12 protein-coding genes and 2 pseudogenes are annotated in these 18,639 nt (G+C 31.7%); 5 read left to right on the top strand and 9 right to left on the bottom strand.

Annotation, left to right across the window (positions count from 1 at the left end; genetic code table 11):
• Positions 1 to 2: 2 nt before the first annotated feature.
• The 3 genes and pseudogenes from ABH960_RS25010 to ABH960_RS25000 all read right to left on the bottom strand — a co-directional run bounded on the left by ABH960_RS25010 (position 3) and on the right by ABH960_RS25000 (position 5,411).
• Positions 3 to 821 carry a C39 family peptidase gene (locus ABH960_RS25010; RefSeq protein WP_404449068.1) on the bottom strand — a complete coding sequence of 273 codons (819 nt, stop codon included), beginning with the start codon at positions 819 to 821 and terminating at the stop codon, positions 3 to 5.
• Between the two features lie 574 nt (positions 822 to 1,395).
• Positions 1,396 to 2,841 carry a L,D-transpeptidase family protein gene (locus ABH960_RS25005; RefSeq protein WP_404449066.1) on the bottom strand — a complete coding sequence of 482 codons (1,446 nt, stop codon included), beginning with the start codon at positions 2,839 to 2,841 and terminating at the stop codon, positions 1,396 to 1,398.
• A gap of 466 nt (positions 2,842 to 3,307) precedes the next feature.
• A pseudogene (locus ABH960_RS25000) lies at positions 3,308 to 5,411 on the bottom strand (peptidoglycan D,D-transpeptidase FtsI family protein).
• 652 nt (positions 5,412 to 6,063) lie between these two features.
• Here ABH960_RS25000 and ABH960_RS24995 point away from each other — a divergent pair.
• Positions 6,064 to 6,912, top strand: a complete 849-nt coding sequence (locus ABH960_RS24995) for a LysR family transcriptional regulator (protein ID WP_404449064.1) — start codon at positions 6,064 to 6,066, stop codon at positions 6,910 to 6,912.
• Positions 6,913 to 7,029: 117 nt separating this feature from the next.
• Here ABH960_RS24995 and ABH960_RS24990 read toward each other — a convergent pair whose 3' ends face one another.
• Positions 7,030 to 7,737 carry an IS6 family transposase gene (locus ABH960_RS24990; protein ID WP_404449130.1) on the bottom strand — a complete coding sequence of 236 codons (708 nt, stop codon included), beginning with the start codon at positions 7,735 to 7,737 and terminating at the stop codon, positions 7,030 to 7,032.
• 757 nt (positions 7,738 to 8,494) lie between these two features.
• Between ABH960_RS24990 and ABH960_RS24985 the strand changes: the two genes are divergently transcribed.
• The 4 genes from ABH960_RS24985 (at position 8,495) to ABH960_RS24970 (ending at position 13,141) form a co-directional block, all read left to right on the top strand.
• Positions 8,495 to 9,181 (top strand): response regulator transcription factor, encoded by a 687-nt coding sequence (locus ABH960_RS24985; RefSeq protein ID WP_404449062.1) that lies wholly within the window; start codon positions 8,495 to 8,497, stop codon positions 9,179 to 9,181.
• Positions 9,178 to 10,254, top strand: a complete 1,077-nt coding sequence (locus ABH960_RS24980; protein WP_404449060.1) for a sensor histidine kinase — start codon at positions 9,178 to 9,180, stop codon at positions 10,252 to 10,254. The genes ABH960_RS24985 and ABH960_RS24980 overlap by 4 nt, the downstream gene beginning before the upstream one ends.
• 279 nt (positions 10,255 to 10,533) lie before the next feature.
• Positions 10,534 to 11,295, top strand: coding sequence for an ABC transporter ATP-binding protein (locus ABH960_RS24975; protein ID WP_000595175.1), 762 nt, complete (start codon positions 10,534 to 10,536; stop codon positions 11,293 to 11,295).
• Positions 11,296 to 11,311: 16 nt separating this feature from the next.
• On the top strand, positions 11,312 to 13,141 hold the full coding sequence (locus tag ABH960_RS24970) for an FtsX-like permease family protein (RefSeq protein ID WP_404449058.1): 1,830 nt from the start codon (positions 11,312 to 11,314) through the stop codon (positions 13,139 to 13,141).
• A 272-nt stretch (positions 13,142 to 13,413) separates the two neighbouring features.
• Here the strand turns inward: ABH960_RS24970 and ABH960_RS24965 are convergent, their stop codons facing one another.
• From ABH960_RS24965 to ABH960_RS24945, 5 genes and pseudogenes are all read right to left on the bottom strand, one after another.
• A complete protein-coding gene (locus tag ABH960_RS24965) occupies positions 13,414 to 14,436 on the bottom strand; it encodes a sensor histidine kinase (RefSeq protein ID WP_404449056.1) in 1,023 nt (340 codons plus the stop codon).
• A complete protein-coding gene (locus tag ABH960_RS24960; protein WP_404449054.1) occupies positions 14,433 to 15,104 on the bottom strand; it encodes a response regulator transcription factor in 672 nt (223 codons plus the stop codon). Before ABH960_RS24960 ends, ABH960_RS24965 begins: the two co-directional genes overlap by 4 nt.
• An 81-nt stretch (positions 15,105 to 15,185) precedes the next feature.
• The gene (locus ABH960_RS24955) at positions 15,186 to 17,168 is read right to left on the bottom strand and encodes an FtsX-like permease family protein (RefSeq protein WP_404449052.1); all 1,983 of its coding nucleotides are present in this window, start codon (positions 17,166 to 17,168) and stop codon (positions 15,186 to 15,188) included.
• Positions 17,158 to 17,925, bottom strand: a complete 768-nt coding sequence (locus ABH960_RS24950; RefSeq protein WP_001244390.1) for an ABC transporter ATP-binding protein — start codon at positions 17,923 to 17,925, stop codon at positions 17,158 to 17,160. The genes ABH960_RS24955 and ABH960_RS24950 overlap by 11 nt, the downstream gene beginning before the upstream one ends.
• A 392-nt stretch (positions 17,926 to 18,317) precedes the next feature.
• A pseudogene (locus ABH960_RS24945) lies at positions 18,318 to 18,540 on the bottom strand (YxeA family protein); the annotation flags it as partial.
• Positions 18,541 to 18,639 lie beyond the last annotated feature (99 nt).

Here is an 18,639-nt window from a genome sequence, read left to right as displayed (position 1 = left end):
ATCTATATGGAAATGGTCATGGCTTGCCTTCCCATTTGAACCCATGATTGTTCAAAATCATCTCGATTAATCGCTATATGTTTCTCTGTCTTTAGCGGATCATTAATATATACATATTGGTCATCATAATTTGTCACTACGACACTATGCTGATGATATGTCACTTTCATTTCCCCTTCGTATGTTCTCCATGTATAAAATTGATCATCGGGTAACAGTTTAAAACGAGCATTTGTTAATACCCATACAGGGAACCCTTGCTCTATCGCCTCATAGATTTGCTGAGGTTCTTTGTGGCTTAAATCCTTCACTTTTTCTTCTGGAACATATAACTTTGCCAATTTTAAAATCGGTTCCACATATACACCTAATCCAGGTTTATCAAAAGTAGCCATATTCCCGATAAACCCTTTATGCATATTTCCCTTCAAACCATTACTCTGAAATGTTACATGTTTTATTTTTGAAGCAAGCTCCATCTTGTCGACTTGCGCACCTGAAAACTGTAGTACCATTGCAAGGCTCGTTACTTCACAACCACGCATCAATTCTGGCTTTTGTAAAATCAGTGGAACATCCAATGGCCTTGCAATTTCTTTCTCTTGTCCTATAGGCACATTTTCATTTTCAACTACCACTTCATTGGCGGATTCTACAGATACATTACGCTTTTCTTCTACTTCTAATCTTTGTTTCACTTCATTTGCTAAGGCACGTTGTTTATTAGTAATTGTAAGGCTATCATTATTTGACATCTCAATACTTGTACCTAACACCACTAGAGTGAATAAACAGAATGTTGTCGTTCTAATTTTATTCATGAGTATCTCTCCTTATTATTTTCTAAGTAGATTTTAATTTTTTAATATATATATAAAATCATATTTATATAAAGAAAAATTAAAATTTATATCAATATTATATAAAAACGACTCTTACACGCGTATTAATCGTATGTGTAAAAAATCGTGCTATCGATATGCAATATTTACTATTATGCATTGAACCATTTCATCACACATCATGAATTCAAAAACAGGGAAAAAATGCAAGGGAAACTCCTACAATTTTTAAGAAAAAATTCACCTACTTACAATAATGTAGTTTGCTTAATATGTTTAAAATTCACACGGTATACTTTTCATATCTGGATTGAATACAAAAGTACCGATTCAAAAGTCATACATAAACGAAACGTTTACTCGTCTAATTTAGACCAAATCCATACATCAGCATTATTTTCGTGTTGATTATTTGCTTGTTCAACTTTTTCTATATGATTCGTAGTATTCCAGCTAATTAAAGTTCCATCCCATCCTCCATATTGATTTCACTGATTCTTTTATAAATTTAATTTCTTAATACATACATCGCCTCACACGAGATTGATATTTACTAGTACACGATAACCGGTTCATAAGTGCTTAAATTATCATACACATTTTTTGCAATACTAGGAGAAAGGTTAACACATCCTCCCGATCCTCCAGTTAAATAGGCATTATTTGCCCAGTTTGTTCGCCAGCCAGCATCGTGGAATCCTTGACCGCTATTTGTGAATGGAACCCAGTAATCTACTTTAACTGCATAATCACCTTTACCAACTGCGCTACCTTTAAGTGTATACGGTGATCGTTTATAAAGAACGTACCACACACCTGGTGAAGTATCTTCACCCGTGCTATGTTTCCCAGTTACTACATTTGTTGTAACTGCTAATTTTCCATCCTTGTAAATCCAAATTTGTTGCTCTGCAATTGAAATTTCCACATACGTGTCTCCGATGCCATTATTCGATGTTGTTTCATAGCCGATCCCTTCCTTCTTCCAACCATTTCCGTGAATATTAGAAGTAGAAAGTGATTTTTCGCCTTTCTCAAAGCCTTGTTGAATTTGTTTTGTTTCTTTTTCAACATCCAGTGCCCAGCCATAGCCTTGTCCTTTTACTGATATAACCGCCCCAGAATGAGTTTTAAATGTAAAATCTTTATTTAATGTTGATTTAGCATTGTTAATTTCAGTAACCTTGTTCTTAATATTGCTCACATCGATAGTAACTTTCATATCCTTTGACATAGAGGCATTTTGAATTAAACCTTTCGCTTTTAAAGGATAAACTTCATTCTGCACTTTATAATCAACGGACTGCTGAAGAAGATTTTGTAGTGCTTTCTCCTCTTTTTTGATAATCGGATCGTCTTCTTTAATAGGCTGTAAGTATGCAGACTTCAAATGAATTTCGCTTTTATGCTTCTGCTTGTCGTAATCTTTCAGTAAACTCATAATGTCATACTGTTTTCCTTCAACGCTTTTGGAGATAACAACTTTGCTTTGTTCAAGCTTCGCCATGGCATCTTGAGGCGCTTTTAATTTTTTATTCATAGAGATGAGCTTTTCTTCTACAAGTTTTTTCATCGTTTTACTACGATATTGTTCTGCCTTTTCTGGTAACAATGAATAATTCTTTTCCTTTGAGGAAGGGAAAAGTGTCCACTGGCTTTTTAATAGTTTCTTAATTTGAGGCAAATCTTTTTCTGCAAGTTCCATTTTTGTATCTTTTTCATCTAAAATTTGTTGTTGGTCTACATAGACTTTGTTTGCTAGTCCAGATGTTTTTAATTTCTGTATTGCCTGATCAGCGCTCAGACCACTGACTTTTTTGTCGTTAATCGTAACATTCGAATTGAAGTGAGTTGCCTGATAACAAATCATTCCCCCAATGAGAAGTGTGATTATACCACCAACCACTGCAATAAACTTCCAATTTGTAAAACATTTGCTTAATCTTACTCTTTTTTTATCAGCTTCTTCAACTGACTCATTTATTCTATTGTTGTTCATCAATCTTCCCCCGTTTACACCAAAGTCAATAGATTTTAAACTAAAATCATTGACTAATGTACCTTATTGTTCTTAAAATTCCATTATTTTTGACCGGATTTTATCGCAATTAATTGATCTAATTTAGACTTTTAATAAACGACACATAAAAAATGATAGATAAATTTTTCATTCACACTAAATAGTCTTATATAAGTAATAAATCATTATAAATAGTGGCCCTACTCTATGCCTGAAAATCTAGCAGAACAAGTTTCCCAAAACGATAAATATGAAATTCGGTGCCATAAAAAACTCAACTTTTCCATTTAGGGAGACTTAAAGTTTTAACTTGATAGCTACGGTCTCCCATCGCTATCAAGTTATTTCATACTTTAAAAATAGTTCACAATTCCATGTCTTTCTACAGTATTCATTCAGATTACTGCCTTAAGTCAATTTGGTTCTACATCCTTATTACATAGTTTTAGTTTGCATACTTCTCCTGATTATTTTTTAAATTAAAATACGCATCTAAAACCTCTTTACCAATTATTGAATTAACTTTATTGCCTTTGTCATTAATTATCCATGGGACAACAACAGAAAATGCCACCTCTGGTTTATCATATGGAGCGTACCCTGTTAAAGTTAAATTATAACAACGAACACGATTGCCTTCCTGATCCTTACCAACACTATTATCATCACCGCCATAAACTGTTTGTGCTGTCCCAGTTTTACCAGCAGGCTTATAAGGAAGGTTTTTGAAAGTACTCACACCAGTTCCGTCACCTTCTTGAAATACACGTCTAAACCCTTCCTTTACTCGATCTATATATTCTTTTTTCATATCTACATGGTTCAATACAACTGGTTCCATTGATTTCACAATTTTACCAATGTCTTCAGTTTTTGTAGTTTGTTCTCTAATTTCCCTCAAAATTTGTGGTTTCAATCGATTTCCTCCATTTGCAATAGTAGAAACATACTGTGCAAGTTGCAAAGGAGTATACGTATCGTACTGTCCGATAGCTAAGTCTAACAAGAAACCTGGTTGATAATTTTCTTTTTTCATTATTCCAGATGTTTCGTTTGGGAGGTCAATTCCAGTTGGAACCCCTAATCCGAATTGCCCAAAATAATATCTCATTTTTTCAAATGCACTTGCCTTTATATCTAATGAGCTATTTGGTACGTAATCTATTCCTGCTATGTTTATGCCGTATTAAACATATAGACGTTAGAAGAAACTTGTAAGGCTCTTAAATCATCAACAATCCCAAAATCTTTCCAAGATTTCTTCTCCTTTGTCCCTTTAAACTTCATAGGCGCATCATTAAAGTTTGTACCAGGTGTAATAGCCTTCGTTTCAAATCCCGTTAACACTGTGGCACCTTTTACAGTTGATCCAAGCTCATATGAGCTCGTCATCGTACCTAAAGCATAATCAGCTATTTCTATGTTCCGATCTTTCTTCCCTAATTTTTTACCCGCCATAGATAATACTTCTCCAGTATTCGGATTCATCATCACTACAAATGCCCGATCTAAAAGAGGCTCTGACCCCTTATAAGCTTTTAATTGCTTTTCAAGAATTTCTTCTACCGCCTTCTGTAATTTCATATCAATTGTCATAATTAAATTATTGCCATTTTTCCCTTTAGAGATCGTTTCCGTTTGAATAACATTCCCTTTTCTATCAGTAACATTCTTAACTTCTGCCTTAGTTCCATGTAGTACGTCTTCATATCGTTGCTCGATATAACTCTTCCCAATACGATCATTGCGATCGTAATCACGAACTAAATAGTAATCTAAATTTTCTTTTGGAAGCCCCTCTTCAGTACTTGTTATATTACCTAGTACAGAACGGAATAATTCACCATTTACATAATTACGTTCCCAGTCAATAGTTGCATCAACTCCTGGAAATTCAGATAAGTTTTCACTAATTGTAGCTTATTCTTTCTCAGATACATTTTTCTTTATAATTTGTGGTGTCATTTTATAACCTGAATTCATTCTCCCTTTAATAGTTAATATCTTTAAGTCTTGTGGACTTAATTCATTCAATTCCTCTGCTGTGACGCGTCCTCGTCTCAATTCATCTATTTTCTTATCAAATTCTTTTCCTTCAATATTTTGTTTACGTAGATTTTCTTCATCTTTTTTTGTAATCTTTTTTTTATTTTTTCCTTGTTTAACTGCATCCAGTAATCTTTTTTGTCTGTTTCAGTCAACCTATTTATATCTTCTTCTGTTATTTCAAGTATTTTCGAGAGCTTTTTTGCTATTTTTAAGATTTCTTCAGAAGTGATATCTTTCCCCTTTGTATACGAAATGGTACGAACAGCAGTATTATTAACCACTTTCTCACCTTCCCTATCAAAAATTTGACCACGTGGAACAGTAGTACTAACCGTCGCATTTTCTTGCTTTTCAACTGCATTCTTATAACCCTCCCCGTCAACAATTTGTACTTTTCCAAGCCGAATGATAATAGCTGAAAATGATAAAAAAATGCACAAAAATAGTATATTTAACCTTATAGATACCTTATTTTTTTGTAATGTTTTTGATTGCTTCATATTAATCTCCTTTTAATACTCAATACAATGAACTAATATCCTTAAAAAATCCCCATCACGTAACCCAAAAGTATTTCCCCCTGCATTTACATTATGTCTACAATAACTATTTGAGAATTTTCCAATAATAAAATTTCCATACTCACTAGATAAAAACATATGCAACAGAAAACAACATAAATTTTATATAAAGATTATATAAAGATGTATATTTCAAGAAAAAATTCAGGGTGTAAATTCATGTGAAAAATAAATGTTTAACAAGTAGAATTTTTATAAAAGTTCTCAACAGACTGATTTTTTATGCAAATCTGTTTATTCTAAAATAAAAAATTGTATATACGAAATAAAAGTTATAAATTGATTTAAGCTATTGTCGTAAGTAATAATGTAATTCAAGAAAAATTCAAAACAAATAGCCATCATTATTTAAAGTTTAAGCTCTTTAAAGTATAAATGTATTAGTATATTTGAGCTTTAGTACATTGAGGCCCCCATAGTTTCTATGTACTAAAGCTATTTTTACAGTTAAGAGTTAAAAATCTATCTTTAGTACATTCTATACTTATCAATCGTATTATGAAAAATTGTTAAAAATAATGGAACACATCATTCAAAATGATCACAATAACATATAAAGGTGGAGAGGACGTTGGATTTTCGAGACTTAAAAATTTTTCAAACCGTAGCAAGAGTTCAAAATATTACCGCAGCAGCACGAATCCTTAATTATGTACAATCAAATGTAACAGCGCGTATTAAACTACTAGAACAAGAGCTAAATACAGTTTTGTTTTATCGACATGCTCGGGGTATCACATTAACTGGTGATGGACAAATATTTCTTAAGAAAGTTAATAAATTGTTAAAAGAATTCGAAGAATTACAAAATACGTTTACAGATGATAATAATCCCACAGGTCTTCTCAATATTGGAACTGTAGATACTGTTCATCCCTTACCAACCATTTTGGCCAGCTATCATAAACAATTTCCTAATGTAGATATCTCTTTAAAAACTGATGTTAGTCAACGTCTGATCTTAGACATCCTAGAATTTAAGCTAGATGGTGCTTTTGTAACAAGTCCGATTCAAGATTCTTCTTTAGAGCAATATAAGGTAAGTACGAAGACACTTGTTCTATTTTCAAATCGTCCTACATTTGATATACAAGATTTGAAAAATGAAACATTTTTAGTGTTTAGCCCCGGATGTGGCTATCGTTTTGTTTTAGAAAAATGGTTGAAAGATGAAGGAATTCTTCTTAAGAAAATTATGGAGTTTAATATGTTAGAAATGATTTTACATAGCGTATCACTTGGTCTAGGCATTACGGTTCTTCCAGTTACAGCTCTAACTTTTTTCTCAAACATTCCCAATATTTATTGGCATGAAATACCTGAACAATACGGGAAAATTGAAACAACATTTGTTAGAAATAAGGATATGGCTTTGTCGCTTACTATGAGAAAATTCATAGAAAATATACAGAGTTTATAGTAAATATCTATAAATAATAATATTTTTATAACAAAAGTCCTAAGTTCTCCAAAAGGTTCTGGTGCAAAAATAAAACAAATGAGAATAAAGCGCATATATTCCTAACGAAATCGTATCTTATGCTGAAAGTCCAAACAATTGATGGATGAATTCTTTCTGATTTTGGACAGACTGGTCCCGTAAATTAAGCTGTTCTTTTTTAATCATATGCATGGCTTCTATTCCAGAAAGAATGGATGTAGCTGTGTCAAAACATTTGAACCCTAGCATGGAACGGATTCGCTTCTTTATAAAGCGATGATCTTGTTCTACTATGTTATTCGAGTACTTTTGTTGTCTAAGTTGCATACCATCAGGTATACTTTTTTCTTTTTTTAACTGTTCAATTGCTATAGGATAAGCTGGGTTCTTATCGACAGTTATAACACGTGGCTTTGAAACATGAAAAGACCGCAAAGCTTTCTTGAAAAAGCGCTTTGCTGCCTTCTGGTCTCTTATTTTGTTTAGGAAAAAATCAATTGTGTTTCCTTTCGAATCAACAGCACGATACAGATACATCCATTGACCTTTTACTTTGATATATGTTTCATCGACTCTCCAAGAATCATTTGTTTGTTTGAGGTGACGACGGATTCGTTTGTCCAATTCAGGACCATACTGATGAACCCAACGCATAATCGTTGTATGAGAAATGGATAAACCCCGTTCTTCTAACATTTCCACCAAATCACGAAAACTGAGATTGTACCGTAGGTACCATCTTACCGTTAACAAAATAATATCAGGCTGATAATGCTTCCATTTGAATACATTTTCCTTTTCCATACCAATCACGCACACTTTCTAAAGTAATAGTAACAGTATGTCCAAGATTTATAGATTCATTGCAATTGTCCTTAAGTTTTTGCACCAGAACCTTTTTTTATAAATCACTCTAGATTCTTATAGTATAATACCTATTTAATGACGTATGACCTTACTCTTGGATTATTGAAAGTTATATTAAATACTTTACTATATTAAAGTTGTTTTTAATAACTATCATTACATCGAGAAAGTAATAGTCAATATTTAAGAACGAACATTTATACTGATGACAACCTGCTGCATAAAGCTTAAGAATTCTTAAGAACTTTTGCCCCTATTTCTTAAGGTTTGGACTCTAGAGTATGATTATGAATGCAAACATACGGTGTGATTAATTATGAATACGATTCGCTTTCTTATTTCTGTATATAATGAACAAAAAACTAGTCGTTCCAGTCCTTCCAAGTTCTAGATTTCTTGGAGACAAATTAATTGAAGGAACTGAATTGAAGAAAATAAACATTGTCAAAATTGGGTCAAGCACAGGTGTATTCAAAAGAAAGTTAATTAAAAGTAGATGAAATCTAATGAATTGGATAATGTTTAGCCTTAATATAATGAACATTATATTAAGGTGAACAGTATCACTATATTCAGTATGTTGTTTCTTGTTTCTTGTTTTTCGCTGTTAGATTTACAATAAAGAGACGATAGACATGTCTCACCTGCAATTGTCTTTAAATGTTCAATATGAGAAAACATGTGGAGGAATAAAATGGAGTCAAACATTCTTATTGTTGATGATGATAAAGAGATTAGAAATCTTATCTCTGTATACCTGGAAAATGAAGGCCTAAAAACTCAAAAGGCAGAAGATGCTTTGGAAGCTTTACAATTGTTAGAAGTAAAGGAATTTGATCTTATTATTTTAGATATTATGATGCCGAATATGGATGGTATTGAAGCTTGTATGAAGATTAGGGAAGATCGCAATATGCCTATTATTATGCTATCTGCAAAATCTGAGGATATAGACAAAATTCAGGGACTGGCCTCTGGTGCTGATGATTATTTATCAAAGCCGTTTAACCCATTGGAATTAATCGCTAGGGTAAAATCCCAATTAAGAAGGTTTAAAAAATACAATACGTCAATAGAACATAATAAAAGTATTCTAGAAATTGGTGACTTAACCGTGAATACAGATACTCGTCAAGTATGGGTAAGGGGAAAAGAAACAAGGCTAACTCCAAAAGAGTTTGATATTCTCGAACTACTTGTCCGTAACAAAGGGATTGTCCTGAGTGTTTCAAAAATATATGAATCAGTTTGGAAAGAAGTTTTTTATAAATCTGATAATACCGTCATGGTGCATATTACAAAAATAAGAGACAAAATTGAAGAAGATTCTAAACATCCCATTTATATTAAAACTGTTTGGGGAAATGGGTATAAAATATGAAGAATGTTAGTTTCAGAAATAAGATCATTATAAAACTTCTTGGTGCTATTGCAGTTAGTTTTTTTATTTCATTTGGTTTAACAATCCTCATTTTGGCATACGTCATAGATCCATTATTTATAAAACACGAAGAATTTGGTATGTTTGAATTCAATTTGGTATTGTTGTTCTTATTCGCGTTCGCAATCTTTAACTTTATAATTATTTTTTTGATATTGGTACGAAAGAAAATAGTATATTTGAAGCTCATTTCGGATAATGTGAATGATATTGCAAATGGAAAACTGGGTTTGACCATTGGGATTAAGGGGAAGGACGAATTGACCCAACTTGCTCAAAATATCAACTATATGTCCAAGGAATTGGAAAATACATTTGAACAAGAAAGACGATTAGAACGTACAAAAAATGAACTTATCACCAATGTATCTCATGACTTACGCACACCGTTAACATCTATTATTGGCTATATAGATTTATTAAAAAGAGGGCAATACAACAGTAACACACAATTACAGAAATACCTTGAAACCACTTATTCAAAGTCACAGAGACTGAAATATTTAATTGATGAGCTGTTTGAATATACTCGTTTATCAGGCATAGATGCTAAGTTAAATCTTAATGAAGTTGATTTATCAGGTTTGTTGGAGCAAATAGTTGGAGAATACATTCCTATATTTGAAAAGGAAAGCTTAATCGTTCAAAAATCAATCACACAAGAAACAATACCTATCTTTATAGATGTAGAAAAAATGGTACGTGTATATGAAAATCTCTTTATGAATGCGATAAAGTACAGCATAAAACCATCCGAATTAACCGTATGTCTTGAATTAATGGATAACAAAGCAATTTTAAAAGTGTCAAATAAAGTCGAGAAACCGCCTGTTAGCGATCCAAATAAATTGTTTGAAAGGTTTTTCAGGGGGGACAAGGCAAGAAAAGATGATCAGGGAAATGGTCTGGGCCTTGCTATCTCAAAAAGAATTGTTGAACTTCATCATGGTAATATACATGCAGAATATAAAGATGGTTGGATGTCCTTTATTGTTGAACATCCAATTAGATAGAATGCTTATGGAACTACAGGTTCCATAAGCTTTTTTTATAAAAACTTAAGAATTCTTAAGGATTTTACAGGGTGTTTCCTAATTTTCATAGTTTATCATGTATGTATTCAAAGCGATGAGGAGTGAGGAGAAATTAAAAAGAAAATTTTATTTACAGCTTTCAAGTGGATACATCGTGACACCCTCATGAAAAAGGTAGATGCAACACGACTATTTTGTTAGTAGCAAATATGAATAACCCTTATTTTATAGAAATAAAAAAAACGTAGGAGGATATATATGATAAAACCAGTTGTAAATGTAAAAAACATTCAAAAATTGTACGGTAAAAAAGGTGAGAATCAATCACACGCGTTAAAAGGTGTATCATTCTCAATTCAAGAGGGAGAATTTGTTGGTATTATGGGGCCTTCTGGTTCTGGTAAAACAACATTATTAAATGTAATTTCAACGTTAGACACAGCAACGGGCGGCATTGTTCAAATTGCAGGTACGGATATAACGAAAATGAAACAAGGTGAGCTTTCTGATTTCCGTTCGCAAAAATTAGGATTCATTTTCCAAGACTTTAACTTATTAGAGAATTTATCTATATATGAAAATATAGCACTCCCACTTTCACTTCAAGGTGTTTCATCTCGTAATATTGGAAAGAAAGTAGAAAAAGTAGCTGATATGTTAGGCATTACAGCAATACTTCAAAAGTATCCTTCTGAAGTATCTGGTGGACAAAAGCAACGTTCCGCAGCAGCACGTGCGTTAGTGCATGAACCTGCAATTATTTTAGGGGACGAGCCAACTGGAGCTCTAGATTCTAAAAATGCAACGAGTTTACTTGATGCCATGACAAGCTTAAATAAAGAGCAAGGTGTATCCATTATGATGGTTACGCATGATCCTTACAGCGCAAGTTACTGTCAGCGTATTTTATTCATTCAAGATGGTGAGTTATATCAAGAAATTCATCGCGGTGGTACCCGTGAAGAATTCTATAAAGAAATTTTAGACGTGCTTGCAAACCTAGGCACACAAAAAGCGTAAGGAAGGAAGTTCAATCATGTTATTTAAGCTTTCTATGTCAGGCCTAAAAAGTAAGTTGCAAGATTACATTGTTTTACTTGTTGGTCTTATTGTCTCTATTTCAACTTTTTATATGTTTCAAACGCTAGCATCCAATAAAACGTTCCTTGAATCTAACTCTTCTATTAGTGATATCGTGTCTGTATTTAAAATTGGTTCCTTTTTGTTAGCAGTTATCACATTTTTCTATATTTTATATGCAAACTCTTTCTTATCAGCTCTTCGTCAAAAAGAATTTGGTATGTATATGATGTTAGGAGCAAAAAAGCATAAAGTTACCTTACTTATGTTTATCGAAACAATCATATTAGGTGCCACATCTCTTTTGATTGGAATTACAATTGGTGTAGGACTTGCAGAAGGTATCGGTCAGCTATTAATGAAACAACTCGAGTTTGCTGGCGAAGGTTATAAATCATTTTATCTACCATCTATAGCTATTACTTGCGTCTTCTTCTTTGCACTATTTGTTTTATCGGCAATTATGAATAGTATTAAATTATCTCGTATTTCTGTACTGCAACTTGTACATGCAGATGAACAAACAGAACGTGTTGCCATAAAAGGAAAAATGACCGTTGTAATTGCATTCCTTGGTATTCTTTTATTAGGTATTGGTTATGCATCACTGATTTATATGTCATATGCAAATTCGCTAATTATTTTGGGATTAATGGCCGTTGGATTAATCTCAGCAACCGTTGGTACTTACCTTATATTTGGATCACTTCTCCCAGTTATGATAAACAAGTTAAAGAGTAATAAAAAACGTAGTGAAAAAGGCCTCAATGCTTTTACTTTTGCACAATTAAATTTCCGCATTAATGGTCTAACAAATGTGCTTGCAACAGTAGCAATCTTAGTGGCTCTTGGTGCTGGTGGAATTGCTTGTGGGATGGCATTTAAAAACAACATCCTAAAAATTACAGATCAAATAAAAATTTACGATTCAGTCATTCATAATCCAACAGCGGAAGAAAAGACAATTTTGGGTGGTATCTTATTTCAAGAAAAACTAGAATATCATTACAAAGTGGATGATAAGTATGTTTATTATCTTAAAGAAGATGTAGAGAAAAATCGCCCTTTCATACAAGGTATGAAAATAGAGAAAGTTTCAGAGGAATTTCCCATTGGTGCATTTTCAATAAAACGGGCTAAAGCAGAGACAGATACAAAACAATGGATTCAGGCTTTCAGAACGATCCAGCCAAATTATTTATATCCTGATTATGAAATAAAAATTGTAGATCAAAACATATACGATGGGTTGAAGGGTAAAGAAAGTACTGTGTTTATGGGGAAAACAGATGATTTTGGATCCTACATAAAAAAATGGAAAAAACTTGATGAATTACAGATAGCAAAATATAAAAATGTGAAAGCGGAAGAATTGGATAGTAAGCATCAAATATATATTATGAATCATGATTTTGCCAGCGGACTAATGTTTATGGGTTTCTTCGTTGGAGTTGCATTTTTAGCAATGATGGCAAGCTGCTTAATGTTTAAAGTTCTGTCGGGAGCATCAAAAGATGTAACACGTTATCAAATGCTTCATAAAATTGGTGTCCGCCGAGAATTATTAACAAAATCAATTTATAAAGAGTTATTCTTCATATTCTTATTCCCAGCAATTGTGGGGATTACTCATATATTAGTTGGTATGAACATGTTTAGTCCTCTTTTAATCGATCCGTACTCTCGCATTTGGTTACCACTTGTTATTTTTATAGTAATTTACTCGATGTATTACTGGATTACTGTTCAATTATTTAAAGGAATTGTACTCCCGAAAAAAGATTAATGTAATGATGTTATTTATAAAAAGTATCAACATAATCGGACCCTGTTTTACTGTAGAAGTTTAAACAGGCGAAGTAACACCCTCGAACAATCGCGGGTGTTTTTTTATATTGTATGAAATGGATAAAGAGCATAGTCTTTAATTAAATATATCAATATGTTCATTGGCTAAATAATACAAACGGTATGAAGAGAATTTCTACTCTTTTCATACCGTTCTAAATTTGTTTATAAGTTTCATACGAAATTCGTGGAAAGATGGCAGCATTTCTTTTATAAATAAGACTCAAAAGTTACCATACCTGACAACGGAAATATTAATGTAACTCTAGTTCCTTTATTCACTTCAGATTCAATGCCAATTTTCAATCCTAATTTTGAACATAGTTTTTCGCATAGATACAAGCCCATTCCTGTACTTTTGCTAAATCTCCTTCCATTCTCTCCAGTAAATCCTTTTTCGAAAACTCTATTTATATCTTTAGGTATTATCCCTACTCCATTGTCCTCTATGGTTACTATTACTGAGTTAGCTTTCTTAATTGAATATATACGTATCATTGATTTTTTGTTATTTGAGTACTTTATGGAATTTCCTATTATTTGATTAATAATAAATTCAATCCATTTCCCATCACTATATACAATCTCATCAATATCCTGTATATCTAATTTTATTCTCTTATGAATAAAATCTCTATAATTTCTTTTAATTACAGTTCTTACTACATCATCAAGGTTGATTGGTTTTATAATATAGTCCTTACCGACATTATTGCTTCGAGAATAATACAGCACCTGTTCTACAAACCCTTCGATTCGATCCAATTGGGAGTCTATTTTATTAGTTACTTCATTTTGATTATTTTCAATTATTAGCTTTGTAGAAGCTATCGGCGTCTTAATTTCATGTACCCATGTTTCTATATATTCCCTATAATCCGATTGCATATCTCTATAATATTTTACATTTTCATGCATATCTCTACTTACTTCTTTCAGTATAGCGTTAAGCTTTTCCCGATGTATAAAGTTTGATTCCTTTACTACCTCTGGAAGTAGGTATTTTTTCTCCAACTTTTCTAATATCCCATTAATCTCATTATAATAATTTTTACATTTTATAAATTCTATAGCCATATATATAATCAATGGAAAAAACCAAATACAAAAGACAAAGAATATTATAATGAACTGAACATTCACAGTCAGCAATATACCTGCAAGTATAATAAATACCAGTACATTAAATAGTATTACTACCATTTTATCTTTAATAAATTCACCTATATTCATGGCATTATATACCCTAAGCTTCTTCTTGTTGCAATTGGATTTTCTATACCTATCTCTTCAAGCTTTTTTCTTAATCTATTTATATTAACAGTTAAGGTGCTATCATCCACAAAATAATCAGATTTCCATAAGGTTTCTATGAGTGAATCTCTTTTTACAATATATCCGCGATTATTTATTAAGCATGAGAGTATTTTAACTTCATTTTTAGTTAACTCTACAGACTTGTCTTGATAAGTAACTGTTGCATTTGAGAGATTTAAATTAAAATCTCTATAAATTAAGATATGATTCGTCTTTAAATCTCCAGATGCCCTTCTTAAAATGTTTGTTACTCTTGCTAATAGTATTTCTGTATTATAAGGCTTTGTTATAAAATCATCTGCTCCTAAATTCATACTTATTAGTTCATCTACATCACTATCTCTGCTTGTAACCATGATGATTGGAACATCTGAAGTTTTACGTATTTCTCTGCATATATAATAGCCATCGAACACAGGAAGATTTATGTCTAGTAATATAAGGTCTACATTCTCACTTTCTATATGTTTGATAATATGATTAAAATCTGTGGGAGCCTTTACTTCATATCCATACTTTATAAAAAAATGTTGTAATTCTTCTCTGATGATTTCGTCATCTTCAATCAGAATGATTTTTTTCATGACTTTTCCCTCCCTATACAGAATATAAGGCTATTACATCTTGAGAAACAAAGTGTAATAGCCCTAATAAGCATTATAAAATCAAGTATTACTTTTTACAATATTTTTATAACCGACATATGTCGTGTAGAAATATACTACATAAACTACAAGAAATACTAAGCCCGTCATCAATGCTGGTAAAATAATGTCTGTTTGTTGAAATGTGTTAATATAATAATTGACTACATAAATTCCAACTATAGAATGAATTATGGCAAGAAAAACTGGAAGACTAAAGTATACGAAAGTTTGAATGAAAATCGTTTTGTCGATCATTGTTCCGTTTGAACCAATTCTCTTCAAAGATTTATATCGATCTATGCTATCACTGGCTTCTGATAATTGTTGAAGAGCTAATACAGCCATACTCGTTATTAAAAATACAATACCTATATATATCCCAATAAACAGTACGATAGTTTTCAATCCCTTACTTCCTGCACAAACTTCATCCTTTGATTTGCCTGCTATACGATTAATATTTAATTTCGGGCCATTTTCGTCATAAAAACCCCGTGCAACGTTATCATATTTTTTATTATATTCTTCTCTATTTCCATCTAAATAATTTACATTAAGTACGGATTCAGTAATTTTGTAGCCTGATAAAAACTCATCATTTATAACGATTGTGAAGTAATTAGTTCGCACATCATAAGTGTAAAGATTCTCTTGTATAACTTTAGCGTTTTTTACCAAATATTCTTTTTCTTTAATATTCACCTTATTGCTATTTTTTAATCTTTCATTTGTCGAATTAGCCAACCGGCTTTCATTTGATAAAAGTAAAATTTCATTGTTATTTAAAGTGATTTCCTTTTCACCTTTAAGATTTAAAATTTTATTATAATCAGATACTTTAATGAAATCTATATCGTTATTATAATCTTTACCTTCTGGTACAAAGTCCACCACTTCCATCCCTGTTCGATATACATTATAAGATACATATTTTTCGTTATTACTTATTTTAAAATTAGCTTTATTTAATACTTCTTCTATAGTGTAACTTTCATCCTTATTCTCCAACGTAATACTGGCATCAAATGGTGTTATTTCTTTCGTTGTGGCGTCCATCATTCTGTTAAAGCTGATTCCTGTAGATAAAGCCACCATTGTAAGGAATAACATTAAACAGATTACAGACATGGATATAAAATTTGTATTAACCTTACTATTTATTTGTTTGATGATAAATATATTTAAACCTTTAAAATAGACTTTTTTATTCTTCTTTACAACATATAATATAAATCCAGATAAACTAAAGAAAAACAGCAATGTACCTAATATGCCAAGAATGATTGATACCACGAGCATAGGATTAGTAAAATTCAATCCGATTTTTAGTACAGTCACATATGCATATCCAAGTGATGCTACACACATAATAAATGTGATTACATAGATAAGAGGATTTCTAAATTTTACATCTTCGTTTTTTCTACCTGCTGTTAACAAATCAATTATTTTGTATTTAGAAACAACATATACATTAAATAACATAACAAGTAAAAACATGATTCCAAAGTATAATACGCTTTTACCTATAGCACCTGTTGAAATTGCAAATTTATATTTATTGATGGGCAAGTCAAATAGCTTTAATGCAAATGTAGATAACCCCTGCGATACTCCAATACCTATTATAAGTCCACTCACTAAAGATATAACGCCAACTAGAAATGTCTCTGTTACTAATATTCTGGATATGTTTCTTCTTCCCATACCTAAAGTCATGTATATTCCTAATTCTTTTTTACGTTTTTTAATTAAGAAATTATTTGCATACAATATTAAACCACCTAATATTACGGATACAAATACTGAAACATTTGAGATAGCGTTCATTACTGTAGGCACATACTTTCTATCTGAAGCGTTAATTTCCATAAGTGCCTTTTGTGATTCTATTGAGTTAAAGCTATAAAATATACAAACAGCCAGTGTTAGTGTTAAGAAATATATTGCATAATCTTTAAAACTTTTCTTTACATTCCCAATAGCAATCTTAGAGTACATTATTATCGTCACCTCCAAGAAGGGTTATAACTTCGATAATTTTAGTAAAGAATTCTTTTCTGGAATCATTCCCTCTTACCAACTCGATAAATATTTTTCCATCTTTAATAAAAAGAATTCTACGAGCATAGCTTGCTGTAAATGCATCATGAGTAACCATAAGTATTGTAGCTTTTAAATCCTTATTTAGACTTTCAAATCTTTCGAGTAATAATCTAGCTGATTTAGAATCTAACGATCCTGTTGGTTCATCTGCAAGTACTAAAGATGGATCTGTTACGATAGCTCTTGCCGAACCAACCCTTTGTTTTTGTCCGCCTGACATTTGATAAGGGTATTTGCTTAATACTTGTTCAATGTCTAAATATTTTGCAACTGCTTGTATTTTCCCATCAATTTTTGAACTTTTCTCACCTTTTATTGTTAACGCTAGGGCAATATTTTCATAAGCAGTAAGGGTATCTAATAAATTAAAGTCCTGAAATATAAACCCTAATTCATTTTTTCTAAACTTATCTAGTGACTTTGATTTTAACCGAGTAATGTCACTATTATTTATCATTATTTTTCCCGTAGTAACATTATCAATAGTTGATATACAGTTAAGTAATGTAGTTTTGCCACTTCCTGAAGGCCCCATTATCCCAACAAATTCTCCCTCATCTACCTTAAAACTAATATTATCTATAGCCTTTGTTACATTATCTTTATTACCATAATATTTTTCAATTTTTTCTACATTTAATATATTTCGCATTAATACTTCTCCTTTTTCATTATAAAAATTGTTTAACTCCCATTCATTTATGTAATTCATTTTATATAATTTCTTTTATAGTATCGATGGAATTACATTTCATTAACATTACATTTTTGTTATATTGAGCGATACCTCGACATGTAAGTTATCAGAAATCGCGATAGTATAGGTAAGGATTATTCGATGCCTTACCAAAGAGGCAGATAAACGTAGGGGTATCTGTTCTGGTGCAAAAAACGATAAGACTTATGTAATTAGTGGAAATAAACAAACTGGTTACGGCGTAACAACAGCTCTATTTAAAAGACATGGATTCATAGTCATTTTAGAAAAAGATTTTGAAAACAGAAAAGGATTTGACCGTTAAGGCCAAACCCTATTTATTTTTATTATTTCGCAGCTAGTTTTTCTTTCACTTTCGCAGGAATCTCGTCCTGCTTCACTTCTTCCCAACCTGATACATCTTCTTCAACTTTTTTATCAGAGTACTAGACGCGTAGGAATGCTTCTTTATGAAGGTTTTTTTGAGTATTGAATTCTAATTCTTTTTTCTTTACCGTCTTTATCAAATCCAGTTAAATTATAATTAAAACGTTTTGGTGTTTCTCCGTTACCAATCAAAATACGTACAGATTTTAAATTCGGATGGTTTGCTAGAGTTTCGTTAGAGTGTTGGTGGTACGCTTTATAGGAAAAGCCCTTATTTACTTC

It is taken from the genome of Bacillus sp. RC252, assembly GCF_044909215.1.
GTDB classification, from domain to species: domain Bacteria; phylum Bacillota; class Bacilli; order Bacillales; family Bacillaceae_G; genus Bacillus_A; species Bacillus_A mycoides.
Note: the sequence above shows the minus strand (reverse complement) of the source record. Positions and strands in the feature narration are given on the sequence as shown.